The sequence below is a fragment of the Bacillus sp. 522_BSPC genome, assembly GCF_001076885.1.
Taxonomy (GTDB): Bacteria; Bacillota; Bacilli; order Bacillales; family Cytobacillaceae; genus Niallia; species Niallia hominis.
Genome location: NZ_JVDT01000156.1, coordinates 31,227 through 55,706, shown reverse-complemented (window position 1 = coordinate 55,706; position 24,480 = coordinate 31,227). Strand labels below are relative to the sequence as shown.

General features: G+C 36.9%; 24 protein-coding genes and 2 other annotated features. All 24 genes read left to right on the top strand.

What is annotated here, in order from left to right; translation table 11 throughout:
* Positions 1–405 precede the first annotated feature (405 nt).
* The 24 genes from ADJ83_RS13140 (at position 406) to rpoB (ending at position 24,415) form a co-directional block, all read left to right on the top strand.
* Positions 406–870 (top strand): CtsR family transcriptional regulator, encoded by a 465-nt coding sequence (locus ADJ83_RS13140; RefSeq protein WP_268817845.1) that lies wholly within the window; start codon positions 406–408, stop codon positions 868–870.
* A gap of 30 nt (positions 871–900) precedes the next feature.
* Positions 901–1,449: a UvrB/UvrC motif-containing protein gene (locus ADJ83_RS13135; RefSeq protein WP_031537871.1), complete on the top strand. Its 549-nt coding sequence runs from the start codon at positions 901–903 to the stop codon at positions 1,447–1,449.
* A 1-nt stretch (position 1,450) separates the two neighbouring features.
* Entirely contained in the window at positions 1,451–2,509 is a 1,059-nt protein-coding gene (locus ADJ83_RS13130) for a protein arginine kinase (RefSeq protein ID WP_031537872.1), read from the top strand.
* 22 nt (positions 2,510–2,531) lie between these two features.
* The gene (gene clpC, locus ADJ83_RS13125) at positions 2,532–4,982 is read left to right on the top strand and encodes an ATP-dependent protease ATP-binding subunit ClpC (protein WP_031537873.1); all 2,451 of its coding nucleotides are present in this window, start codon (positions 2,532–2,534) and stop codon (positions 4,980–4,982) included.
* Between the two features lie 180 nt (positions 4,983–5,162).
* Entirely contained in the window at positions 5,163–6,542 is a 1,380-nt protein-coding gene (gene radA / locus ADJ83_RS13120; protein ID WP_031537874.1) for a DNA repair protein RadA, read from the top strand.
* Between the two features lie 398 nt (positions 6,543–6,940).
* On the top strand, positions 6,941–8,014 hold the full coding sequence (locus tag ADJ83_RS13115; RefSeq protein ID WP_031537875.1) for a PIN/TRAM domain-containing protein: 1,074 nt from the start codon (positions 6,941–6,943) through the stop codon (positions 8,012–8,014).
* 17 nt (positions 8,015–8,031) lie between these two features.
* On the top strand, positions 8,032–8,721 hold the full coding sequence (gene ispD / locus ADJ83_RS13110) for a 2-C-methyl-D-erythritol 4-phosphate cytidylyltransferase (protein WP_031537876.1): 690 nt from the start codon (positions 8,032–8,034) through the stop codon (positions 8,719–8,721).
* A gap of 50 nt (positions 8,722–8,771) precedes the next feature.
* Positions 8,772–9,254 (top strand): 2-C-methyl-D-erythritol 2,4-cyclodiphosphate synthase, encoded by a 483-nt coding sequence (ispF, locus tag ADJ83_RS13105; protein ID WP_048717923.1) that lies wholly within the window; start codon positions 8,772–8,774, stop codon positions 9,252–9,254.
* Positions 9,255–9,346: 92 nt separating this feature from the next.
* Positions 9,347–10,804 carry a glutamate--tRNA ligase gene (gltX, locus tag ADJ83_RS13100; RefSeq protein ID WP_048717921.1) on the top strand — a complete coding sequence of 486 codons (1,458 nt, stop codon included), beginning with the start codon at positions 9,347–9,349 and terminating at the stop codon, positions 10,802–10,804.
* 42 nt (positions 10,805–10,846) lie between these two features.
* Positions 10,847–11,082 (top strand) — a binding site (T-box leader).
* Positions 11,083–11,518: 436 nt separating this feature from the next.
* Positions 11,519–12,169: a serine O-acetyltransferase gene (gene cysE, locus ADJ83_RS13095; protein ID WP_048717919.1), complete on the top strand. Its 651-nt coding sequence runs from the start codon at positions 11,519–11,521 to the stop codon at positions 12,167–12,169.
* Positions 12,169–13,569, top strand: a complete 1,401-nt coding sequence (gene cysS / locus ADJ83_RS13090) for a cysteine--tRNA ligase (RefSeq protein ID WP_048717917.1) — start codon at positions 12,169–12,171, stop codon at positions 13,567–13,569. The genes cysE and cysS overlap by 1 nt, the downstream gene beginning before the upstream one ends.
* 3 nt (positions 13,570–13,572) lie before the next feature.
* Positions 13,573–13,980 carry a Mini-ribonuclease 3 gene (locus ADJ83_RS13085; protein ID WP_048717914.1) on the top strand — a complete coding sequence of 136 codons (408 nt, stop codon included), beginning with the start codon at positions 13,573–13,575 and terminating at the stop codon, positions 13,978–13,980.
* Between the two features lie 12 nt (positions 13,981–13,992).
* Positions 13,993–14,736, top strand: a complete 744-nt coding sequence (gene rlmB / locus ADJ83_RS13080) for a 23S rRNA (guanosine(2251)-2'-O)-methyltransferase RlmB (protein ID WP_048717913.1) — start codon at positions 13,993–13,995, stop codon at positions 14,734–14,736.
* Between the two features lie 2 nt (positions 14,737–14,738).
* Positions 14,739–15,248, top strand: a complete 510-nt coding sequence (locus tag ADJ83_RS13075; RefSeq protein ID WP_048717912.1) for an NYN domain-containing protein — start codon at positions 14,739–14,741, stop codon at positions 15,246–15,248.
* A 70-nt stretch (positions 15,249–15,318) separates the two neighbouring features.
* A complete protein-coding gene (gene sigH, locus ADJ83_RS13070; protein WP_048717910.1) occupies positions 15,319–15,978 on the top strand; it encodes an RNA polymerase sporulation sigma factor SigH in 660 nt (219 codons plus the stop codon).
* 107 nt (positions 15,979–16,085) lie between these two features.
* A complete protein-coding gene (gene rpmG / locus ADJ83_RS24925; protein WP_081836646.1) occupies positions 16,086–16,229 on the top strand; it encodes a 50S ribosomal protein L33 in 144 nt (47 codons plus the stop codon).
* A gap of 47 nt (positions 16,230–16,276) precedes the next feature.
* The gene (gene secE / locus ADJ83_RS13065) at positions 16,277–16,459 is read left to right on the top strand and encodes a preprotein translocase subunit SecE (protein ID WP_031537887.1); all 183 of its coding nucleotides are present in this window, start codon (positions 16,277–16,279) and stop codon (positions 16,457–16,459) included.
* Positions 16,460–16,630: 171 nt separating this feature from the next.
* Entirely contained in the window at positions 16,631–17,164 is a 534-nt protein-coding gene (nusG, locus tag ADJ83_RS13060) for a transcription termination/antitermination protein NusG (RefSeq protein WP_016204544.1), read from the top strand.
* Positions 17,165–17,331: 167 nt separating this feature from the next.
* Positions 17,332–17,757 carry a 50S ribosomal protein L11 gene (gene rplK / locus ADJ83_RS13055; protein WP_031537888.1) on the top strand — a complete coding sequence of 142 codons (426 nt, stop codon included), beginning with the start codon at positions 17,332–17,334 and terminating at the stop codon, positions 17,755–17,757.
* A gap of 114 nt (positions 17,758–17,871) precedes the next feature.
* On the top strand, positions 17,872–18,561 hold the full coding sequence (gene rplA, locus ADJ83_RS13050) for a 50S ribosomal protein L1 (RefSeq protein ID WP_031537889.1): 690 nt from the start codon (positions 17,872–17,874) through the stop codon (positions 18,559–18,561).
* Between the two features lie 56 nt (positions 18,562–18,617).
* Positions 18,618–18,769 (top strand) — a sequence feature (ribosomal protein L10 leader region).
* A gap of 32 nt (positions 18,770–18,801) precedes the next feature.
* Positions 18,802–19,302, top strand: a complete 501-nt coding sequence (gene rplJ / locus ADJ83_RS13045; RefSeq protein WP_031537890.1) for a 50S ribosomal protein L10 — start codon at positions 18,802–18,804, stop codon at positions 19,300–19,302.
* A 55-nt stretch (positions 19,303–19,357) separates the two neighbouring features.
* Positions 19,358–19,717, top strand: coding sequence for a 50S ribosomal protein L7/L12 (rplL, locus tag ADJ83_RS13040; RefSeq protein WP_016204548.1), 360 nt, complete (start codon positions 19,358–19,360; stop codon positions 19,715–19,717).
* Between the two features lie 283 nt (positions 19,718–20,000).
* Positions 20,001–20,606, top strand: coding sequence for a class I SAM-dependent methyltransferase (locus tag ADJ83_RS13035; protein WP_031537891.1), 606 nt, complete (start codon positions 20,001–20,003; stop codon positions 20,604–20,606).
* Between the two features lie 248 nt (positions 20,607–20,854).
* The gene (gene rpoB, locus ADJ83_RS13030) at positions 20,855–24,415 is read left to right on the top strand and encodes a DNA-directed RNA polymerase subunit beta (RefSeq protein ID WP_048717906.1); all 3,561 of its coding nucleotides are present in this window, start codon (positions 20,855–20,857) and stop codon (positions 24,413–24,415) included.
* Positions 24,416–24,480: the final 65 nt, after the last annotated feature.

Sequence of the window (24,480 nt, the reverse complement as noted above, 5' to 3'; positions counted from 1 at the left end):
TAGTTGGGGGTTCTCCCCCTGTGAGAGTAGGACGTCGCCAGGCTGTCAAAAAGTTCTAAAAGCATTATGCTTTTAGGGCTTTTTTTATTTTAATTATCCCTTTTTATATTTACCCCAAATGTTTTAATCTTTTAAGTTTCTTTCGCTTGATAAATATAAATATATATTATTTTTTTATTCAATAAGATAAGCCTCGGCAAATTATTTAAACTTGAAAATTGTGATAAATCAGACTATAGTTAATATAATCTTTATACATACTCTCCTTTCTGGCATGAAAGAATGATGATAGTAGGTTTGGAATCACTAAAAAATGGGAAAATTAATAAAACGTCTTCCTTGCTAAATATTATTTTTATCGTGTATAATTATAGTCAAATATAGTCAAAGTCAGAAGGGGGAGGCTTGGTGAGAAATATTTCGGATATAATTGAGCTTTACTTAAAAGAAGTATTAGAAATGAGCGAAAAATCATTAGTGGAAATAAAGCGAAGTGAAATTGCCGATAAATTTGAGTGTGTCCCATCACAAATTAATTATGTTATTAATACTCGTTTCACTATTGAAAAGGGGTATGTAGTTGAAAGTAAACGTGGTGGCGGTGGTTTCATTCGAATTATGAAGGTTCAAACACATGATCATGCCCATTTAATTGATCAATTACTATCCCTTATTCAAAGTCGGATACCTCAAAACAGTGCGGAAGATTTAATTCTTCGACTAGTAGAAGAAGATGTTATTAATAAGCGAGAAGCAAAGATTATGTTAAGTGTAATCGATCGCTCTGTATTATATTTAGAATTACCTTATCGAGATGAATTAAGAGCAAGATTATTAAAGGCGATGTTAACATCATTAAAATATAAATAACATCCCAGTTTTTAAATTGAGGTGAGAAACATGATGTGTTCTGAATGTAATCAAAGACCAGCTACTTTACATTTTTCAAAAAATATTAATGGGAATAAGACAGAGTTTCATCTCTGCGAGCATTGTGCACAAGAAAATGGTGATATGTTTATGATAAACGGAACAACTGGTTTATCTTTAAACAGTTTATTAGCGGGGTTACTAAATATAGAGCCAAGTTTTCAACACATCACTGAGGATACTTATAAGCGACAACAGCCTTTACAGTGCAAAGAGTGTCAGATGACATTTTCTCAATTCAGGAAAGTTGGTAAATTAGGCTGTCCTCACTGTTATGATACATTTAAAGAACAATTGCTGCCATTCATTAAACGATTGCATGGTGGTAATGTAGAGCATAAAGGGAAAATTCCAGAACGAATAGGTGGTCATTACCTCATTAAAAAGGAAATTGACCAGTTGCGAATAGAGCTCAAAGATCTAATTAATAGGGAAGAGTTTGAAAAAGCAGCAGTTATTCGAGATGAAATAAAGCATAAAGAACAACAGTTAACTTCTTTTAATGAGGGAGGGGAGTAACGTGTCTTTAGAAAAATTTATAAGTAAAGCACGGACTTCATGGATGAGTTCCGAGGGACCTGACTCTGAAATTGTGCTTACCTCTCGGATTCGATTAGCTAGGAATATACAGAACGTGAATTTTCCTCTTTTATTTTCAAAAGAAGAAGCTGATAATGTGATTCAGCAGGTGGAGGATTCTCTATTAAAGCAATTCAATCAAGAACTAGAATTGCTTGCAATGAGTGAGTTAAACACATTAGAGAAAAGAGTTCTAGTAGAAAAGCATCTCATTAGTCCTCAGCTTGCTGACCAATCTCCTAATGGAGCTGTAATATTATCAGAAGATGAAGAGTTAAGCATAATGATTAACGAAGAAGATCATATTCGAATTCAGTGTATAAAGCCTGGTCTCCAAATAGATGAAGCATTTAAAGAAGCTGATTCAATGGATGATTTAATAGAAAAAAAGATAAATTATGCTTATCATACAGAAATGGGATATTTAACAAGCTGTCCGACTAATATAGGAACAGGTTTAAGAGCTTCTGTAATGATGCATTTGCCAGGAATGGTGTTAACGCAACAAATGAGTCGAATTATTCCGGCTATTCAACAGCTTGGCTTAGTGGTTAGAGGTATTTATGGAGAAGGTAGTGAGGCACTTGGAAATATTTTTCAGATATCCAATCAAATAACATTAGGAAGATCTGAAAAAGACATCATGGAGGAACTAAAAAGTGTCGTTATGCAGTTGATTGAGCAAGAAAAAGGAGCAAGAAATGCATTAGCACAAACCTCCAACATACAATTAGAAGATAGAGTTTTCCGCTCCTATGGAATATTATGCAATAGTCGTATTATGGAAACAAAGGAAGCAGCTAAATGCCTTTCCGATGTTCGATTAGGTATTGATATGGGATATATCAAAAATATATCAAAAAGTATCCTTAATGAATTAATGATTCTTACCCAGCCAGGGTTTTTACAACTTTACGCTGGAGAACAAATGAATCCAACTGATCGCGATATTCGTCGTGCATCCTTAATAAGAGAAAGATTAAAATTGGAAACAGAATAAAGATTCTAAGGAGGATGAAAGTATGATGTTTGGCCGATTTACAGAAAGAGCGCAGAAGGTATTGGCACTTTCCCAGGAAGAAGCAATTCGCTTAGGTCATAATAATATTGGTACAGAGCATATTTTACTTGGGTTAGTTCGTGAAGGGGAAGGAATCGCAGCAAAGGCTTTACAGGCGCTTGGATTAGGTGCAGAAAAAATTCAAGAGGAAGTAGAAAACTTGATCGGCCGTGGGCAAGATGCAGCACAAACTATTCATTATACACCAAGAGCTAAAAAAGTAATAGAACTGTCGATGGATGAAGCAAGGAAATTAGGTCATTCATATGTAGGTACAGAACATATCCTTTTAGGGTTAATAAGAGAAGGAGAAGGGGTTGCTGCTAGAGTATTAAATAATTTAGGTGTAAGCCTAAATAAAGCTCGCCAACAAGTACTTCAATTACTTGGAAGTAGTGAGTCTGGCAACCATCCAGGTGGATCGGCAGCTAGTGCTAATACCCCAACTCTAGATAGTTTAGCTCGTGATTTAACAGCTATTGCAAGAGAAGGAAGCCTAGATCCGGTTATTGGTAGAAGCAAGGAAATCCAACGTGTTATTGAAGTGTTAAGCAGACGAACAAAAAATAACCCTGTATTAATTGGGGAACCTGGTGTTGGTAAAACAGCTATTGCTGAAGGCCTTGCACAACAAATTGTTCAAAATGAAGTTCCGGAAATATTAAGGGATAAACGTGTTATGACATTAGATATGGGGACAGTTGTGGCTGGTACGAAATACCGTGGTGAATTTGAAGACCGTTTAAAGAAGGTAATGGATGAAATTCGCCAAGCTGGTAATATTATTCTATTCATCGATGAGTTGCATACGTTAATTGGTGCTGGTGGAGCAGAAGGTGCAATTGATGCTTCCAATATTTTGAAACCATCTCTAGCGCGTGGGGAGCTTCAATGTATTGGTGCTACTACATTAGATGAATATCGTAAATATATTGAAAAAGATGCGGCATTAGAAAGAAGATTCCAGCCTATTACAGTAGATGAACCTACAAGTGAAGAATCTATTCAAATTTTAAAAGGTTTAAGAGATCGCTATGAGGCACATCATCGTGTTTCAATTACAGATGAAGCAATTGATGCAGCTGTAAAATTATCTGATCGCTATATTTCTGATCGCTTCTTACCAGATAAAGCAATTGACTTGATTGATGAGGCTGGTTCTAAGGTCCGTTTAAGATCTTATACAACTCCTCCTAACTTAAAAGAGTTGGAAGTAAAGTTAGAGGAAGTACGCAAAGAAAAGGATGCTTCTGTTCAAAGTCAAGAATTCGAGAAGGCGGCATCTTTACGTGATACGGAACAAAGATTGAGAGAACAGTTAGAAGAGACGAAGAAGAATTGGAAAGAAAAGCAAGGACAAGAGAATACAGAAGTGACAGTGGAAGATATTGCGAGTGTTGTTTCTAGCTGGACTGGAATCCCTGTATCTAAGCTTGCACAAACAGAAACAGATAAGTTATTAAACATGGAAAATATTCTTCACAATCGAGTAATTGGTCAAGAAGAAGCAGTAATTGCGATTTCTAAAGCAGTAAGACGTGCTAGAGCTGGATTAAAAGATCCAAAGAGACCAATTGGTTCCTTTATTTTCCTTGGTCCTACTGGGGTGGGTAAGACGGAGCTTGCTCGTGCCCTTGCGGAGTCTATGTTTGGGGATGAAGATGCGATGATTCGTATCGATATGTCTGAATACATGGAGAAGCACTCTACTTCAAGGCTAGTAGGATCTCCTCCAGGGTATGTCGGATATGAAGAAGGCGGACAATTAACGGAGAAAGTAAGAAGAAAACCATACTCTGTCGTGCTTTTAGATGAAATTGAGAAGGCACATCCAGATGTATTCAATATCTTACTTCAAGTTCTAGAAGATGGTCGACTTACAGACTCAAAAGGAAGAACGGTTGATTTCCGTAATACTGTCTTAATAATGACATCTAATGTTGGTGCTTCTGCGTTGAAACAAAATAAATATGTTGGTTTCAATGTTCAGGATGGAGACCAAGATTATAAAGATATGAAGGGTAAAGTAATGGAAGAGCTGAAAAGAGCATTCCGTCCAGAGTTTTTAAATCGTATCGATGAGACAATTGTTTTCCATGCATTAGAGAAAAAGCATTTAAAAGAAATCGTTACTTTAATGGCAGATCAATTAGTTAAACGCCTAGTAGAACAGGACATTCAACTATCTATTACAGAAGCGGCAAAAGAAAAAATAGCGGAAGAAGGCTATGATCCAGAGTATGGAGCAAGACCACTTCGTCGTGCGATACAAAGACATGTAGAGGACCGATTATCGGAAGAGCTTCTAAAAGGAACCGTATTAACTGGTCAACAGATTGAGTTAGATGTAGAGAATGGTGAGTTCACAGTAAAGGTCAATGGAGCAGAGCCAGCAGTAAATTTACAAAAATAATAAACGAGTAAATGAATATAAGTGACACACGTATTACAGCTTCCTGCGTGTGTCCTTTCTTTATTTAATAAAATATAGGTGTAAGATTACCATCTAAGTATTTTCGTATAGCAACATACCGGGAATACATATCATTAAGGTAGAAGAAGAAATGAGTATACAAGGAAAAGGGTGCTGAATATGGCCAAAAGGAAAACAAAATTTCTTTGTCAGGATTGCGGATATGAATCTGCAAAATGGATGGGGAAATGTCCAGGATGTGGCAACTGGAATACCATGGTGGAAGAAGTAGAGAAAAGCGCTGTTCAAAGAAAAGGAGCGTTTGCCCACACAGCTACCAGTACGATTGCTGCAAAACCGATTCCTATAACAAGCATTGAAACTGTTAATGAACCTAGAATTTATACAGATTTAATCGAATTAAATCGTGTGCTTGGAGGAGGAATAGTTCGAGGTTCACTCGTATTAATAGGGGGCGATCCAGGGATAGGGAAGTCTACGCTTTTATTACAAGTTTCTTCTCAATTGGCACAGAAGAAGCATTCCGTTTTATACGTATCTGGGGAGGAATCTCAGAAGCAAACAAAATTAAGAGCAGATCGGTTAGGTGTAGTTTCAGACCATTTGCTTGTTTATTCGGAAACCAATCTAGAAGAAATAAGTAGAACGATTGAAAATACGAATGTAGAGTTTGTTGTTATTGATTCGATTCAAACAATCTATCATCCCGAAGTTACTTCTGCACCTGGAAGTGTTTCTCAAGTTAGAGAATGTACAGCGGAATTGATGCGAATTGGAAAAACAAAAGGAATAGCAATTTTTATTGTAGGACATGTTACAAAAGAAGGATCTATAGCAGGTCCAAGATTGTTAGAACATATGGTGGACACTGTTTTATATTTCGAGGGAGAAAGACATCATACATATCGCATTTTGCGGGCAGTAAAGAATCGATTTGGGTCTACCAATGAGATGGGCATTTTTGAAATGAAAGAATTTGGTCTTGAAGAAGTAGAGAATCCATCTGAAATTTTCCTAGAAGAGCGTTCACAAGGTGCCGCGGGTTCAACAGTTGTAGCATCAATGGAAGGGACGAGACCTGTTCTTGTTGAAATCCAAGCATTGATTTCACCGACGAGCTTTGGTAATCCAAGGAGGATGGCGACTGGGATTGATCATAATAGAGTCCCGCTTTTAATGGCAGTGTTAGAAAAAAGAGTAGGAATGTTATTACAGAATCAGGATGCTTATTTAAAGGTAGCTGGTGGGGTAAAACTGGATGAGCCTGCTATTGATTTAGCAATCGCAGTAAGTATTGCGTCAAGCTTTAGAGATAAACCAACTAAAGCTACGGATTGCATTATAGGAGAAGTTGGATTAACTGGGGAAGTTAGAAGAGTTTCTCGTATTGAGCAAAGAGTACAGGAGGCTGCAAAACTTGGGTTTGAACGTGTTATTATTCCAAGCAATAATTTAAGCGGTCTAAAGGCACCAGAGGGAATAAAGGTTGTGGGAGTTAGTTCAGTGGCAGAGGCATTAACAGCCGCTTTTGGGGACTAATTAAGAAAAAATACATTGATGTGAATTTTTAGTTGTGTTAAAATGGAGTATTTAATTATTTGACAGCGATTTATTTTTAATGCTAATCTAGTTTTATCAAATAAAATAGATATTTATCTCTCTGTCTGTGTTATCTTTTCAATTTACAGTTGGGAATTATATGTTTTTCTATGTATCTTCCTTTATCAATAATTTTTATAGATAGATACGAAGGAAGTATTTACAGTATATTATTATTTCCCGCGCAATGTATAAGGATTGCATCAAAATTAACACTAGTATTTGGCATAGTCATCATATCTATAAAAATAACTTTTTCATTACAAATAAAAAATTCCTGTAATATTAGGTTTCAAATCTGGGAATTTGTTTATAATGTGAAAGAGGAGGTGGAAGTATTGTTAAAACGCATTGTTCAAATTTGTTTTTTAATTATTGGAGGAACAATAGGATTTTTATTCATTCCTGATTTATTCTCCATAATGTCTATTGATCATAATCTTATTAATAACGCATATGTGTCAGCAATACTTGGTGCCATTATTTTTTATCTTATTACTTTTTGGGCGATTGATTATATTGTTAACTTTATCAAGTTCTTGGAAGAATCGATTGTAAAGGCTCCAATAACAGATATTATTTTTGGTAGTGTTGGAATAGGATTTGGGTTAACTTTGGCCTTTTTAGTAGGGTATGCGTTAACATCTGTTCCTGTGCTTAATAATGTCGCGCCAATTCTTTTGTCATTACTTTTTGGATATTTAGGTTTTCAAGTTGGCTTTAAGAAGAGAGATGAACTGTTAACGCTCTTCACAGCAAGAAAGAAAAAAGTAGTGGAAGAAGAACCCTTAAAAGTTGAAAAAAGTAATTTAAAAATATTGGATACTAGTGTTATTATTGATGGGAGAATTGCGGATATTTGCCAAACAGGGTTCCTAGAGGGCACCATTGTTATTCCGCAATTTGTTCTTGGAGAGCTTCAGCATATAGCAGATTCATCAGATGCGCTTAAACGTAATCGAGGAAGAAGAGGGTTAGATATTCTTAATCGGATACAAAAAGAGTTAGCGATTAAAGTGGAAATTTACGAAGGTGATTTTGAAGATATCACAGAAGTAGATAGTAAACTAGTTAAATTAGCTAAATTGACTAATGGTGTTGTTGTAACGAATGATTTTAACCTAAATAAAGTTTGTGAACTGCAGAAGGTTGCTGTTCTTAATATTAACGACTTGGCAAATGCCGTAAAACCGGTTGTTCTTCCTGGAGAAGAGATGAAAATCCAAATTATCAAAGACGGGAAAGAACATAATCAAGGTGTTGCATATCTAGATGATGGAACAATGATTGTTGTGGAAGAAGGACGCAATTATATTGGAAAACATATAGATGTTCTTGTAACAAGTGTCTTGCAGACGTCTGCGGGTCGAATGATTTTTGCTAAACCAAAGTTATTAGAAAAAGCATTGTAAGAATAGGGGTTAGTAACATGGCTTATGAAGTCATTATTCCGGCAGCTGGACAAGGGAAACGAATGGGATTAGGAAAGAACAAACTGTTTCTTGAGTTAGACCATTTACCAGTATTTATTCATACCTTACTTGTTTTCGAAAATGATCCAAACTGTAATGGAATTTGGTTGGTAGTTAGTTCAGACGATAAAAAACAAATGAGTGAACTAGTAAAGAAATATGCAATTATGAAAGTTGCTGCACTAATTGAGGGTGGTAGTGAAAGACAACACAGTGTCTACCATGCAGTAAAGGAAATATCGGATGATACGATCGTTCTTGTTCATGATGCGGCTAGACCTTTTATTCAAACAGATCAAATAGCTAGATTGACAAAGGTTGCAGAGGAAAGTGGCGCAGCTGTTTTAGCAGTACCAATTAAAGATACTGTCAAAAGGGTTGATGGTGATTTGGTAGTGGAAACAGTTGAGCGTTCAAGCTTGTGGGCTATTCAGACCCCACAAGCTTTTCGCATTTCCATTTTAAAAGAGGCACATGAAAAGGCGGTTGTAGATACATATATAGGTACAGACGATGCTAGTTTGGTGGAGAGATTTGGACAAGCTGTTCACATTGTTGAAGGAAACTATGACAATATTAAATTGACGACACCGGAAGATTTATACTTTGCTGAAGCAATAGTAGCGAAGCGAAAAATAAAGAACTAGCGAGAGAGTAATATTTTTTAATAAGGGAAAAAGACTGGAGGATTTTTAAGATGTTTCGGATTGGACAAGGTTTTGATGTTCATCAATTAGTAGTCGGCAGGCCGCTTATTATCGGTGGGATAGAAATACCGCATGAAAAGGGACTGCTCGGACACTCTGATGCAGATGTTTTACTACATACGATTGCGGATGCCTGTTTAGGAGCTATTGGAGAAGGAGATATTGGAAAGCATTTTCCAGATACGGATGATGCATTTAAAGATGCTGATTCAGCAAAACTATTGCAGCATGTATGGCAAATAGTGAAGGAAAAAGGCTATAAATTAGTAAATGCTGATTGTACGATTATGGCACAGCAACCTAAAATGGCACCCCATATTCAGGCAATGCAAGCAAGGATTGCGGAGTTGCTCGAAACAGAACAGGAAAATGTAAATGTAAAAGCGACTACTACAGAGAAATTAGGGTTTACTGGAAGAGGAGAAGGAATTGCATCACAAGCGGTTGTATTACTCCAAAAAAGAAATGGATAAATGATAGGTAATTAAGGACGAAACCTTTTAAAGGAAAAAGCAAAGTGATAGAATAGATTAGAAAAAGCGTAAGTAATCAAGGAGGCACAAGCATGTCTAACGAAATTCGTGTTCGTTATGCTCCAAGTCCAACGGGACATCTGCATATTGGGAATGCGCGTACAGCATTATTTAATTATTTATTTGCACGTAGTAAAGGCGGAAAGTTTATTATCCGCATTGAAGATACTGATAAAAAAAGAAATATTCAAGGTGGAGAAGAAAGCCAGCTGAAATATTTAAAATGGCTTGGAATGGACTGGGATGAAAGTACGGATGTTGGTGGTGAATATGGCCCGTATCGTCAGTCTGAAAGAAATGATATTTACAAAAAGTACTACACAGAATTATTGGAAAAAGGACTTGCTTATAAATGTTATTGTACGGAAGAGGAAATTGAAGCAGAAAGAGAAGAACAAGTAAGCAAAGGAGAAACACCTAAGTATTCAGGCAAATGTCGCCATTTAACAAAAGAACAACAGGGGAAATTAGAAGCTGAGGGAAGACAGCCTAGTATTCGAATTCGTGTTCCTGAAAATGTTGTTTATGAATTTAATGATATGGTTAAAGGGGAAGTTTCTTTTGAATCAGAAACAATTGGCGATTATGTCATTGTTAAAAAGGACGGGACTCCAACATATAACTTTGCTGTGTCTATTGATGATCATTTAATGGATATCACCCATGTTTTACGTGGAGATGATCATATTACCAATACACCAAAACAATTGATGCTCTATGATGCATTTGGTTGGGAAAGACCGATATTTGGGCATATGACATTAATTGTCAATGAAAGCAGAAAGAAATTGAGTAAGCGTGATGAATCAATTATTCAATTTATTGAGCAATATGAAGAACTAGGCTATTTACCTGAAGCGTTATTCAATTTTATTGCTTTATTAGGCTGGTCTCCAGAAGGCGAAGAGGAATTATTCTCTATTGAAGAATTTATTCGTATTTTTGATCCAGCGAGATTGTCTAAATCTCCTGCGCTATTTGATCAAAATAAATTGGCATGGATGAATAATCAATATATTAAAAAGGCAAATATAGAAACTGTTGTGCGTCTAGCTGTTCCACATTTAGAAAAAGCTGGCTTAGTGAATGAAAATCGTTCTGCTGAAGAAGAGGCATGGGTAAATAATTTGGTTGCTTTATACCAAGAACAAATGAGCTGTGGAGCAGATATTGTAGACTTATCTACTTTGTTCTTCAGTGACGAAATTCATTATGATGAAGAAGCAAAAGAAGTTTTAGCTGGGGAACAAGTTCCTGCAGTAGTACAAGCCTTTAAAGAAGCATTAGCTGAAATGTCGGAATGGAGTGCTGATCAGATAAAGGCTTCCATTAAAGCAGTTCAAAAGGCTACCGGTCAAAAGGGTAAAAACTTATTTATGCCAATTCGAGTTGCTACAACAGGACAAACGCATGGACCAGATTTACCAAAAGCCATTGAGCTTCTAGGAAGAGAAAAAATTGATGCAAGATTAACAGCATTAATTAGTTAACATTTCTAGGGAAATGTAATATAGTAATAGGAAAGCTATATAGAAAAATCGTAGATGAGGAAAAGTAAAAAAGGAGAAGCTTATTAGAGAGAATCATCACCCGGCTGAAAGTGATTCAAGTAACCTCTTTTTTGAAGTGCGCCTCAGAGTCCTATATCGAAAAAATGTTTTAGTAGATAGAGGCGGAACCTATCCGTTAACAGGGATTGAGTGGAGATTATCGTTTACGAGCGATAGTCTAAACAGAGTGGAACCGCGCCTCAAAAAGCGTCTCTGTCTTTTTTAGACAGAGACGCTTTTTTTATGGATTTATCCCATTCTTAATGGACAGTAATTCTCCTAAAAGCTTATGGAAAATAAGAAGATAAGTGGGAGGTTAACTTTCCGTAAAGGTCCCATTGGTTCAACAAACCATCGGGAGAGGGCCCTCGACTAATGAAGGTTTCTTTATTCATTAAAGGTAAGAGCGAACTTGCTATTTGGAGGGAGTACGTTTACCTTGTGGTGATAGATTTGTTTTTAGAGTATTGTCTGTATGGAGAGTCGGGAGAATTTCTAAGTTCTAATTTTATATTAACAATAATGGTATTAAACTGATGTATCTTTTGCATAAAAATAATTATTTTAGGAAATGAAGCGAAAGAACAACGATCCATTTTTAAGGAGTATGACTGTTAGAAAGCAGAATATAGTTGCAAATGGGGGGAGATTAGTATGTTTCGGCGCATAAAAGAGGATGTTGCAGTTGTGTTTGAACAAGATCCTGCTGCAAGAAGCTCAATAGAGGTTATCTTAACCTACTCAGGGTTGCATGCCATATGGTTTCATCGAATTGCTCATTTTTTATATAGACATAAAAGGTTCTTCCTAGCTAGGGTCATCTCACAATTTTGCCGCTTTTTGACAGGTATTGAAATACACCCAGGAGCAAAGATCGGAAATCGACTATTTATTGATCACGGAATGGGCGTTGTCATAGGGGAGACGTGTGAAATTGGGGATAATGTCACCATTTTTCAGGGAGTAACGCTTGGGGGAACAGGGAAAGAAAAAGGAAAAAGACATCCGACTGTTAAGGATAATGCGCTGATTGCCTCCGGAGCCAAAGTATTAGGATCAATTGTTATTGGGGAAAATGCGAAAATCGGTGCTGGTTCCGTTGTGCTTAGAGACGTACCAGCAAATTCAACGGTTGTAGGTATTCCGGGGAGAGTAAAGGTACAAGATGGTATTAAAATAAAGAAAGACTTAAATCATTGTGATTTACCAGATCCAGTTGCTGATCGACTAAAAGAAATGGAAATGGAAATTACTCAATTAAAAGAACAACTAAAAGAATTACAGGATGAAAGGAGTTATAAGTAATGTCTATTCAAATATATAACACTTTATCAAGAGTAAAGGAGGACTTTGTTCCACTTGAAGAGGGAAAGGTAAAAATGTATGTGTGTGGACCAACAGTCTATAATTATATCCATATTGGTAATGCTCGTCCTGCTATTATTTTTGACACAGTTCGTCGCTATCTAGAATTCCGTGGTTATGATGTACAATACGTATCCAACTTCACTGATGTGGATGATAAATTGATTAAAGCAGCAAATGAACTTGGAGAAACAGTACCGGTTATTGCTGACCGCTTTATCCATGCATACTTTGAGGATGTTTCCGCATTGGGCTGCAAAAAAGCTGATTCGCATCCCCGTGTAACAGAGAATATGGATATTATTATCGATTTTATTGCTGCATTAATTGAAAAGGGCATTGCCTATGAGTCAGAAGGTGATGTCTATTATCATACAAGAGCTTTTAATGGATATGGTAAGCTCTCTCATCAATCCATTGATGAACTGCGCTCAGGTGCTAGAATTGCAGTAGGAGAGAAAAAACAAGATTCATTAGATTTCGCTCTATGGAAGAAGGCGAAAGATGGAGAGATTTTCTGGGAAAGTCCTTGGGGGCAAGGGCGTCCGGGGTGGCATATCGAATGCTCTGCAATGGTCCGCAAATATTTGGGTGATACCATTGATATCCATGCAGGCGGGCAGGATTTGGCATTTCCCCATCACGAAAATGAAATTGCTCAGTCTGAAGCATTAACTGGAAAGACTTTTGCTAATTATTGGATGCATAATGGATATATTAATATTGATAATGAGAAGATGTCTAAGTCGCTTGGGAATTTTATTACGGTAAACGATATTATTAAAATTCATGATCCACAAGTGTTAAGATTCTTTATGCTATCTGTTCATTATCGCAATCCAATTAACTATAGTGAAGAGGTATTGGAAAAGACAAGAGCTGGTTTAGAAAGAATTCGGACTTCTTATGAAAACTTAAAGCATCGCAGTACAGCAAGTACAGATCTTACTGATACAAATGACGAATGGATTGCTAAAATTGCTGATCTTCGAAAACAATTTGTTGAAAGTATGGATGATGATTTTAATACAGCGAACGGAATATCTGTTCTATTTGAATTATCGAAGCAAGCAAACTATTACCTACTTGAAAAGACAACATCACCTGCTGTTATTCATGCTTTTATGAATGAATTTGAAGAATTATTTGGAGTGCTTGGTCTATCCCTATCTCTTGATGAGGAATTATTAGATGAAGAAATAGAAGCACTGATTGAAAAAAGAACACAAGCAAGAAAGGATAGAAATTTTGCCCTTGCTGATCAAATTAGAGATCAATTAAAGGCAATGAATATCATTTTAGAGGACACAGCACAAGGTATACGATGGAAAAGAGGGTAAAAGATGCTTCTCTATGAAAAAAAAGTAGATGAAAAGCAATTGAACAGCCTTGCCCTTGCCTATATGGGTGATGCTGTTCTTGAAATATATGTAAGAAGACATTTGTTATATAGCGGAAAAGTGAAGCCAAATCAGCTTCATAGGGAAGCTACCAGATATGTATCAGCTAAAGGACAGGCAAAAGTAGTGCATCACCTCCTTGAAAAGGAATTTTTTTCGGAAGAGGAAATAGCAGTATTAAAGAGGGGAAGAAATGCAAAATCGGGTACGGTCCCTAAAAATACGGATGTACAGACATATCGATATAGTACTGGTTTTGAAGCGGTATTAGGATATTTATATTTAGCGATGAAAGAAGAGCGACTTGAGGAAATAATCCAAGCGGCTTTTTCTATCATTGAAAGCAAATAGGAGGAGCAAAAAGTGTCTAGTGACTTTATTGTTGGAAAAAATGCAGTAATTGAAGCATTAAAATCAGAAAGAGATGTAAATAAAATACTTATTGCCGAAGGATCCCAAAAGGGCCAAATGCAAACAGTAATCGGTTTAGCTAAACAGGAAAATGTACTCGTTCAATTCGTTCCCAAAAAAAAATTAGATAGCTTGGTAGATGCGAATCATCAAGGGGTTGTAGCGCAAGTGGCTGCCTATCAGTATGCAGAAATAGATGATTTGTTTGCATTAGCAGAAAAGAAGCAAGAAACACCCTTTTTCTTGTTGCTTGATGAAATTGAGGATCCGCATAATTTAGGATCTATCATGAGAACGGCTGATGCAGTAGGTGCGCACGGCATTATTATTCCTCGGAGACGGGCAGTAGGTTTAACGGCAACTGTAGCCAAAGCTTCCACAGGTGCTATTGAGCATATTCCTGTTGTACGTGTGACAAATATGGCAAGGACGATAGAGGAACTTAAGACGAGAGGAATATGGATTGCAGGAACAGATGCAAAAGGAAGTGAAGATTATCGGAGATTCGATGGAACGATGCCATTAGGATTAGTGATTGGTAGTGAAGGAAAAGGCATGGGAAGGCTGATTAAGGATAAATGTGATTTCCTTATTCATTTACCTATGGCTGGAGCTGTCACTTCGTTAAATGCTTCTGTTGCAGCCGCACTTTTAATGTATGAGGTATATCGGAAACGCCATCCACTTGAGGGATAAAAATGGATATTCTTATCGTCGATGGATATAACATTATTGGAGCTTGGCCAGAATTAAATGCGCTAAAACATAAAGATCTTGCAGCAGCAAGGGATGCTTTGGTTAGTAAAATGGCGGAGTATCAGGGATATTCAGGATATCGAGTAATAGTTGTATTTGATGCCTATTATGTGAAGGGGACAGAGAAAAAGTATAAAGATTACAAGGTGGAAGTCATTTTTACTCGGGAAAACGAAACAGCTGATGAACGGATTGAAAAGCTTGCTATTGAGCTAAATAACAGAAAAACACAAATACATGTTGCGACATCAGATTTTACGGAACAGTGGGCGATTTTTGGACAAGGTGCCCTGCGAAAATCAGCCCGGGAATTGTGGATAGAGATGGGTGGCATGGAGCAGGAAATAGGGAAAAAAGTAAAAAAAATAAAAGAAAAAAAGCCTGTTGCTAAGATTCCGCTTTCGAGAGAAATAGAAGAAATTTTCGAAAAATGGCGCCGTGGAGAGAAATGAGTTGTTGACGCTCAAAAAAAAGCTAGAGTATAATGGATTTATCCATGATTGCACGGTCGGGGGGATCTGTATGAGTACTGACAACTGGACTAAGAGTAACGAATATATTAGAAATTATATGGAACTTGAAGATGAAGTGTTAGTGGAATTGGTGCACAAAGGGGAAAGTGATGCTTTAGATTACTTAATTCAAAAGTATCGTAACTTTGTGCGAGCTAAAGCCAGATCCTATTTCTTAATCGGAGCAGACAAAGAAGATATTGTACAAGAAGGAATGATTGGTCTTTATAAGGCGATTCGTGACTTTAAAGAGGACAAACTCTCCTCATTTAAAGCTTTTGCAGAACTATGTATAACACGCCAGATTATAACTGCTATTAAAACGGCAACTAGGCAAAAGCATATTCCTTTAAATTCTTATGTTTCTTTGGACAAGCCTATCTATGATGAAGAATCTGATCGAACATTAATGGATATTATATCTGGTGCAAAGGTTCTTGATCCAGAAGAATTAATCATTAATCAGGAAGAATATGATCATATCGAGATAAAAATGTCTGAATTATTGAGTGATTTAGAAAGAAAAGTATTGTCTCTATATCTTGATGGTCAATCTTATCAGGAAATTTCTGAAGAATTAAATAGACATGTAAAGTCTATTGATAATGCTCTACAACGAGTGAAGAGAAAGTTAGAGCGATATTTAGAAATAAGAGAATTTTCGCTTTAAGCATCAATGTTTTTTTGAAATAGCAAATATTTACTGATATTGACATCTTATGCGTGTCCATGATACAGTTTGAGAAGATATAAAGGACGTAGTAGGTGTAATGTGAAATGAGAAAAAAGCTTGTGTTAGCATGTGAAAAATGTGGGTCAAGAAATTATTCTACTGTGAGTAACAATGGAACAGACCGTTTGGAGATAAAGAAATTTTGTCAAAATTGTAATGCTCACACCGTTCATAAAGAAACAAAATAACGATTTTTTAGAATAAATTACCCGCACTTAAAGATGGAGGTAACAAAATGCAAAGTGCTGTTAAGTATTTTCGCGAAGTTGGTAGAGAGTTAAGAAAGGTTAGTTGGCCAAGAAAGAAAGAGTTAACTAATTATACGCTCACAGTTCTTGTAACTGTTGTCTTTTTTGCTATCTTCTTTGCGGTTGTTGATTTAGGAATTTCTGAACTTATTCGTTTAATACTTGAATAACAGTTGTCTACTCATGGTATAATGGTAAAACGATAGGAAACATTTACAAAAGCCCGGTAACGGGTTTTTTCATTTGCTGAAAAATAAATGAATTGTTCCTTACAGATACTATAAAAAAACAGCACGAAAAAATAAAGTTACAGGGAGGGACGGACGAAAAAGTCCTCTTTTATGGAAAAAAACTGGTATGTAGTGCATACGTACTCCGGATATGAAAATAAGGTGAAAGCCAATTTAGAAAAAAGGGTAGAAACAATGGCGATGCAAGATAAAATTTTCCGCGTTGTGGTACCTGAAGAAGAAGAAACCGATATTAGAAATGGTAAAACAAAAGTAGTAAAAAGAAAAGTTTTCCCAGGTTATGTGTTGGTAGAAATTGTTATGACAGATGATTCTTGGTATGTAGTTCGTAATACCCCTGGTGTAACTGGGTTCGTAGGCTCTGCTGGATCGGGCTCGAAACCAACTCCGCTTTTGCCGGAAGAAGTCCAAGTGATTCTGAAGAGAATGGGTGTCGAGGAACAAAGAATTGAAATTGAGTTCGAATTAGGGGAAACAGTGAAGGTGAATGAAGGTCCATTTGCTAACTTTACTGGGACTGTTGAGGAAATTGATAAGGATAAGGCAAAGGTTAAAGTACTAGTAAATATGTTTGGAAGAGATACCCCTGTGGAACTCGATTTTACACAAATTGAAAAATTTTAACTAGAAAACTTGAAATGATATTAAAAAAGTGTTACTATTTCATAGGTCAGTATATCTCATAAAGAGATAGGATATTGTCAAATTTCTTTATTTCATATAAAGACGAAAAGTTGAGTGGGAGGGGAAACCCCTATTACCACATCACGGACTTTAAGGAGGTGTGTCTCGTGGCTAAAAAAGTAATTAAAGTTGTTAAATTGCAAATCCCAGCAGCTAAAGCGAATCCGGCACCACCAGTTGGTCCTGCATTGGGTCAAGCTGGCGTAAACATCATGGGATTCTGTAAGGAGTTTAACGCTCGTACAGCTGAACAAGCTGGTTTAATAATTCCTGTTGAGATTACGGTTTTCGAAGACCGTTCATTTACATTTATTACAAAAACTCCACCTGCTGCAGTTTTACTTAAAAAAGCAGCTGGTATCGAGTCTGGTTCTGGTGAACCAAATCGTAATAAAGTAGCAACTGTTAAGCGTGATAAAGTACGCGAGATTGCTGAAACAAAAATGCCCGATCTAAATGCAGCTAGCGTTGAATCCGCTATGCGCATGGTTGAAGGTACTGCCCGCAGCATGGGTATTGTTATTGAAGACTAAACCTATATATGGTTAGTGTTGATTAAGGTTGTGACGACGGTAAATCTTTAGTCGCAACCTTTATTCGTGGGAGGTAATTCCGCTAAAACCACAATTCAAGGAGGAAATAAAGTTATGGCTAAAAAAGGTAAGAAGTATTTAGAAGCTATCAAACTTGTTGATCGTACTAAAGCTTACCCAATTCAAGAAGCAATTGAATTAGTAAGAAAAACTAGCACTACAAAATTTGATGCATCTGTTGAGGTTGCTTTCCGTCTAGGCGTTGACCCTAAGAAAGCTGACCAACAAATCCGTGGAGCAGTAGTTCTTCCAAACGGAACTGGTAAAACTCAACGCGTTTTAGTTTTCGCTAAAGGTGAAAAATTAAAAGAAGCTGAAGCAGCAGGAGCAGACTATGTAGGCGATGCTGAATATATAAATAAAATCCAACAAGGTTGGTTTGATTTCGACGTAATCGTTGCAACACCAGACATGATGGGTGAAGTTGGTAAACTTGGTCGTGTATTAGGACCTAAAGGTTTAATGCCAAACCCTAAAACTGGAACAGTTACATTTGATGTAACGAAAGCAGTTAACGAAATTAAGGCTGGTAAAGTAGAATACCGTGTAGATAAAGCTGGTAACGTACATGTTCCAATCGGTAAAGTATCATTTGATGATGCTAAACTAGTTGAAAACTTCCAAACTATCTTTGATACAATGTCAAAAGCAAAACCAGCAGCTGCAAAAGGAACTTACATGAAGAACGTTTCTGTTACTTCAACAATGGGTCCTGGCGTAAAAGTAGATCCTTCTACTGTTTGATAAAAATTGGTATTTGACAAAATGAGATGGATATCATATACTTCATCTTGTTGAAAAAATAAATAACATTTGTACCGTAGACAGTAGGTGCTAAAATTTTAGCTTAATGTCCTGCCGAGGTAATACGATAGATTATTTGATCAGTTGTGAGAACGACTATTGTATACACCTCCATGTCTAAATGATATGGAGGATTTTATTTGTCGGTATAAATGTAGAAATTCTACAGGAGGTGTAAAGATGAGCAGCGTAATCGAACAAAAGCAACAAATAGTATCTGATATTGCTGAAAAATTCAAAGCGAGTAAATCAACAATCGTTGTTGACTACCGTGGTTTGACTGTTTCAGAAGTAACTGAACTTCGTAAACAACTTCGTGAAGCAGGAGTAGAGTTCAAAGTTTTCAAAAACTCTTTAACTCGCCGTGCTGCAGAATCTGTTGAATTAGCAGGTTTAAACGAATCTCTAACTGGTCCTAACGCTATTGCGTTCAGTACAGAGGATGTTGTTGCACCAGCAAAAATTTTAAACGACTTCGCAAAAAAACACGAAGCGTTAGAAATTAAAGCAGGAGTAATCGAAGGAAACTTAGCAACAGTTGAAGAAGTGAAAGCTCTTGCTGAACTTCCATCACGCGAAGGTTTACTTTCTATGTTACTCAGCGTTCTTCAAGCACCAATCCGCAACCTTGCTCTTGCTACAAAAGCAGTTGCAGATCAAAAAGAAGAACAAGGCGCTTAATATTTTATACGGAAACGTATCATAAAAAACCCAAAATACAAGGAGGAAAAATATAATGTCTAAAGAACAAATCTTAGAAGCAGTTAAAAATATGACTGTTTTAGAATTAAACGATTTAGTAAAAGCAATTGAAGAAGAATTTGGAGTAACTGCTGCAGCTCCTGTAGCTGTAGTTGCAGGTGGCGGAGAAGCTGCTGCAGAAAAAACTGAGTTTGATGTAGTTCTTGCATCTGCTGGAGATCAAAAAATCAAAGTTATCAAAGTTGTACGTGAAATCACAGGTCTTGGTCTTAAAGAAGCAAAAGAACTTGTTGACAACACTCCAAAAGCAGTTAAAGAAGGAGCTTCTAAAGAAGAAGCTGAAGAAATCAAAGCTAAACTTGAAGAAGTTGGAGCTAACGTTGAAGTTAAGTAATGTTAGTTAAAAAAAGAAGCTCGCTATAATAGCGGGCTTTTTTTTCCTAAAGTGTATGAGGCTTAAGAAGCATCTAGTTACAATCAGTCCAGTAGGAAATGGCTTTTTTTGAAACCATCTTTTGTTAGGTTAATTATGTGAGAAGATTTGGTGGGGTCAGCTAACTGTATGTGATAGCTTAAAAGTCATCTACGCTTTTTTTAATTCATTGCAAGAATAGCTTGCTTTGCAATTAATCCTCAAGTAGTCTTCCTTATATAAATTCTCCTAAGGAGGTGTTCGTATGACAGAACATTATTATTCCCGAACCCAGAATGTAAATAGCGATCCAAATTACTGGAATTTTACACTTAAAGGTAATACAATACGTTTTAAAACAGATAATGGGGTTTTCTCCAAAAGAGAAGTTGATTTTGGCTCTAGGCTATTAATTGAAACCTATACATTTCCAAAAATAGATGGAGATATTTTAGATGTGGGTTGTGGTTATGGTCCATTAGGTCTTTCTATTGCAAAAGCAAATCCAGATAGAATGGTTCATATGGTAGATGTTAATTTAAGAGCGATTGAATTAGCACAAGAAAATGCGCAACAAAATAGTATTGAAAATGTTCAAATTTATGAAAGTGATCGACTTCTTGATGTGAAAGGGACTAAGTTTGCGTCTATCTTAACAAATCCTCCGATTAGAGCAGGAAAAAAAGTAGTCCATGATATTTTTGAACAAAGCTATGAACATTTAGCAGCAAATGGTGAGCTTTGGGTAGTGATTCAAAAGAAGCAAGGAGCTCCATCGGCGATTGCAAAGTTAGAAGCGTTTTTTAAAGAGGTAAATATAGTAGAAAAGAAAAAAGGGTATTTTATAATTCAAGCAAAAAAGATTGACTAGTCCTTTTTGTTGTGATAGCATTGTATAATGCCAATATAATATTTTTCTGAAACTCACAATTTTATCCATCTTATTGTATAAAATTGGTGTAAGAAGGAAAAACTAACAGAATAATATTAGAAATATGAAAATGTGGTTTTTTGATTGGAAAACCCTTTTTCTTTTTGTCTTATAAAAACAGGCTTTTAAGCCTATTTTATAAGATGTTAATAGATGTACTATAACGTTTGATTTGAGGGGTGAATCAGTTGACAGGTCAACTTGTTCAGTATGGACGACACCGCCAGCGGAGAAGCTACGCACGTATTAGTGAGGTTTTAGAATTACCAAATCTTATTGAAATCCAAACCTCTTCCTATCAATGGTTTTTAGATGAGGGATTGCGAGAAATGTTCCAGGACATTTCACCTATTGAAGATTTTACTGGCAATTTATCACTTGATTTCATTGATTACAGCTTAGGTGATCCTAAGTATTCAGTGGAAGAATCGAAAGAGCGAGATGTTACATATTCTGCACCTTTGCGTGTGAAGGTCCGTCTTGTGAATAAAGAAACAGGAGAAGTAAAAGACCAAGATGTATTCATGGGTGATTTCCCGCTTATGACTGAAACTGGTACTTTTGTTATTAATGGTGCGGAACGTGTTATCGTTTCTCAGTTAGTACGTTCTCCAAGTGTATATTATAATGGGAAACTCGATAAAAACGGGAAAAAAGGATTTACCGCAACGGTTATTCCTAACCGTGGAGCATGGCTAGAGTATGAAACAGATGCAAAGGATGTTGTATATGTACGTATTGACCGTACACGTAAACTTCCGGTTACTGTTCTGTTGCGTGCATTAGGATTCGGTTCTGATCAGGAGATTCTTGAACTGATTGGTGACAACGAATATTTACGCAATACTTTAGAAAAGGATAACACTGAAGGAACAGACAAAGCGCTACTAGAAATTTATGAGCGTCTGCGTCCTGGTGAACCGCCTACTGTTGAAAACGCAAAAAGTCTATTGGTATCAAGATTCTTTGATCCAAAAAGATATGATCTTGCAAATGTAGGACGCTATAAAATTAATAAAAAGCTTCATATAAAAAATAGATTGTTTGGTCAACGCCTGGCAGAAACACTAGTGGACCCTGAAACAGGAGAAATCATTGCTGAAAAAGGAACACTTCTAGATCGCCGTGCACTTGATCGTATTATTCCAAATCTAGAAAACAATATCGGATTTAAAAAACTAAGCCCTTATGGTGGTGTTTTAGAGGATGATGTTGTTGTTCAATCGGTAAAAATTTACTCACCATTGGATGAGGGAGATAAAGAAATTAATGTTATTAGTAATGCATATGTAGAAGAAGCTGTGAAAAACATCTCTCCTGCAGATATTATTGCTTCCATCAGTTATTTCTTTAACTTATTACATGGTGTTGGTTTAACAGATGATATTGACCATTTAGGTAACAGACGTTTACGCTCTGTAGGTGAATTGTTACAAAACCAATTCCGTATTGGTTTATCTAGAATGGAGCGTGTTGTTCGCGAAAGAATGTCTATTCAAGATACGAATACGATTACGCCGCAACAACTAATCAACATTAGACCTGTTATTGCATCCATTAAAGAATTCTTTGGAAGCTCTCAGCTTTCTCAATTTATGGACCAAACAAATCCATTGGCTGAATTGACCCATAAACGTCGTCTTTCTGCCTTAGGACCTGGTGGTTTAACAAGAGAACGCGCAGGAATGGAAGTTCGTGACGTTCACTATTCTCACTATGGCCGTATGTGTCCGATTGAAACACCTGAGGGACCAAATATTGGTTTGATTAACTCTTTATCTTCTTATGCAAAAGTGAATAGATTCGGGTTTATTGAAACACCATATCGACGTGTTGATCCTGAAACAGGTAAAGTATCATCAAGAATTGATTATTTAACTGCTGATGAACAAGATAACTACGTTGTTGCCCAAGCAAACTCTCGTTTAGGAGAAGATGGTTCTTTCTTAGATGAAGATGTAGTTGCACGTTTCCGTGATGAGAACGTTGTTGTTAAGCGTGAGCGTATAGACTATATGGACGTTTCTCCAAAGCAGGTTGTATCTGCTGCGACAGCATGTATCCCATTCTTAGAAAACGATGACTCTAACCGTGCCTTGATGGGTGCGAACATGCAACGTCAAGCAGTACCTTTAATGCAACCAGAAGCTCCAAGAGTAGGAACTGGAATGGAGTACGTTTCAGGAAAAGACTCTGGTGCAGCGGTTATCTGTAAGCATCCTGGTATTGTTGAACATGTAGAAGCACGTGAAGTTTGGGTTAGACGTATTTCGGAAGTAGATGGTCAAGAGGTTAAAGGAAATCTTGATAAATATAAAATGCTTAAATTTGTTCGTTCAAACCAAGGTACATGCTATAACCAACGCCCAATTGTTGCTGTTGGAAACAAAGTAACAAAAGGGGAAGTTCTAGCAGATGGACCTTCTATGGAGCTTGGTGAATTAGCACTTGGTCGTAACGTATTAGTTGCCTTTATGACATGGGACGGATACAACTACGAGGATGCTATTATCATGAGCGAACGCTTAGTAAAAGATGATGTATATACTTCTATTCATATTGAAGAATATGAATCAGAATCTCGTGATACAAAGTTAGGGCCGGAAGAAATTACACGTGATATCCCGAATGTCGGGGAAGATGCATTACGCAACTTAGATGATCGCGGTATTATTCGCATCGGTGCAGAAGTGAAAGATGGAGATTTACTAGTTGGTAAAGTTACACCTAAAGGGGTAACAGAATTAACAGCTGAAGAACGTTTATTACATGCTATTTTTGGTGAAAAGGCTCGTGAAGTTCGTGATACAAGCTTACGTGTTCCGCATGGCGGTGGCGGTATAGTTCATGATGTTAAAGTCTTCAATAGAGAAGATGGAGACGAATTGCCACCAGGCGTTAACCAATTGGTACGTGTATATATTGTTCAAAAACGTAAAATCCATGAAGGCGATAAGATGGCTGGGCGTCACGGTAACAAAGGGGTTATCTCCCGTATTTTACCTGAAGAAGATATGCCATATTTACCAGACGGAACACCAGTTGATATCATGTTAAACCCACTAGGTGTTCCATCACGTATGAACATCGGTCAAGTATTAGAATTGCATCTTGGAATGGCTGCCAGAAGCCTGAACATCCATGTTGCATCCCCTGTATTTGATGGTGCTCGTGAGGAAGACGTATGGGAAACAATTAGAGAAGCTGGAATGGCACAAGATGCGAAAACAGTACTATATGACGGACGTTCAGGTGAACCTTTTGATAACCGTGTATCCGTTGGTGTTATGTATATGATTAAACTTGCCCACATGGTTGATGATAAACTACATGCTCGTTCTACTGGACCATATTCTTTAGTAACGCAACAACCACTAGGAGGAAAAGCTCAATTTGGTGGTCAGCGTTTTGGAGAGATGGAGGTTTGGGCGCTTGAAGCTTATGGAGCAGCTTATACTTTACAAGAAATTCTTACTGTTAAATCAGATGATGTTGTTGGTCGTGTGAAAACATATGAAGCAATTGTTAAAGGAGAGAACGTTCCAGAACCAGGTGTGCCAGAATCATTCCGCGTGTTAATGAAAGAGCTACAAAGCTTAGGGCTAGATGTAAAAATCTTATCTAGCACAGAAGAAGAAATCGAAATGAGAGACACAGAGGATGATGATGATATTCATCAAGCAGAATCTCTAACTATTGTTTCGGAAACGCAAGAGCCTGAGTCAGAAAAGGTAGGCATGCAAGAATAATAAAGTAATGTACATGGCCTGTCTAAAAACGAAAGGGTCAGACTCCACTACGAAGACATCTAGAT

What these genes read in the sequence shown, in the direction of transcription:
- ADJ83_RS13075 (WP_048717912.1), top strand. Translation starts at nt 14,739, where the DNA reads ATGGATATTCTTATCGTCGATGGATATAACATTATTGGAGCTTGGCCA.
- ispD (WP_031537876.1), top strand. Translation starts at nt 8,032, where the DNA reads ATGGCTTATGAAGTCATTATTCCGGCAGCTGGACAAGGGAAACGAATG.
- nusG (WP_016204544.1), top strand. Translation starts at nt 16,631, where the DNA reads ATGGAAAAAAACTGGTATGTAGTGCATACGTACTCCGGATATGAAAAT.
- radA (WP_031537874.1), top strand. Translation starts at nt 5,163, where the DNA reads ATGGCCAAAAGGAAAACAAAATTTCTTTGTCAGGATTGCGGATATGAA.
- ispF (WP_048717923.1), top strand. Translation starts at nt 8,772, where the DNA reads ATGTTTCGGATTGGACAAGGTTTTGATGTTCATCAATTAGTAGTCGGC.
- secE (WP_031537887.1), top strand. Translation starts at nt 16,277, where the DNA reads ATGCAAAGTGCTGTTAAGTATTTTCGCGAAGTTGGTAGAGAGTTAAGA.
- cysE (WP_048717919.1), top strand. Translation starts at nt 11,519, where the DNA reads ATGTTTCGGCGCATAAAAGAGGATGTTGCAGTTGTGTTTGAACAAGAT.
- ADJ83_RS13035 (WP_031537891.1), top strand. Translation starts at nt 20,001, where the DNA reads ATGACAGAACATTATTATTCCCGAACCCAGAATGTAAATAGCGATCCA.
- rpmG (WP_081836646.1), top strand. Translation starts at nt 16,086, where the DNA reads ATGAGAAAAAAGCTTGTGTTAGCATGTGAAAAATGTGGGTCAAGAAAT.
- clpC (WP_031537873.1), top strand. Translation starts at nt 2,532, where the DNA reads ATGATGTTTGGCCGATTTACAGAAAGAGCGCAGAAGGTATTGGCACTT.
- rplL (WP_016204548.1), top strand. Translation starts at nt 19,358, where the DNA reads ATGTCTAAAGAACAAATCTTAGAAGCAGTTAAAAATATGACTGTTTTA.
- rplJ (WP_031537890.1), top strand. Translation starts at nt 18,802, where the DNA reads ATGAGCAGCGTAATCGAACAAAAGCAACAAATAGTATCTGATATTGCT.
- ADJ83_RS13135 (WP_031537871.1), top strand. Translation starts at nt 901, where the DNA reads ATGATGTGTTCTGAATGTAATCAAAGACCAGCTACTTTACATTTTTCA.
- sigH (WP_048717910.1), top strand. Translation starts at nt 15,319, where the DNA reads ATGAGTACTGACAACTGGACTAAGAGTAACGAATATATTAGAAATTAT.
- ADJ83_RS13085 (WP_048717914.1), top strand. Translation starts at nt 13,573, where the DNA reads ATGCTTCTCTATGAAAAAAAAGTAGATGAAAAGCAATTGAACAGCCTT.
- gltX (WP_048717921.1), top strand. Translation starts at nt 9,347, where the DNA reads ATGTCTAACGAAATTCGTGTTCGTTATGCTCCAAGTCCAACGGGACAT.
- rplA (WP_031537889.1), top strand. Translation starts at nt 17,872, where the DNA reads ATGGCTAAAAAAGGTAAGAAGTATTTAGAAGCTATCAAACTTGTTGAT.
- cysS (WP_048717917.1), top strand. Translation starts at nt 12,169, where the DNA reads ATGTCTATTCAAATATATAACACTTTATCAAGAGTAAAGGAGGACTTT.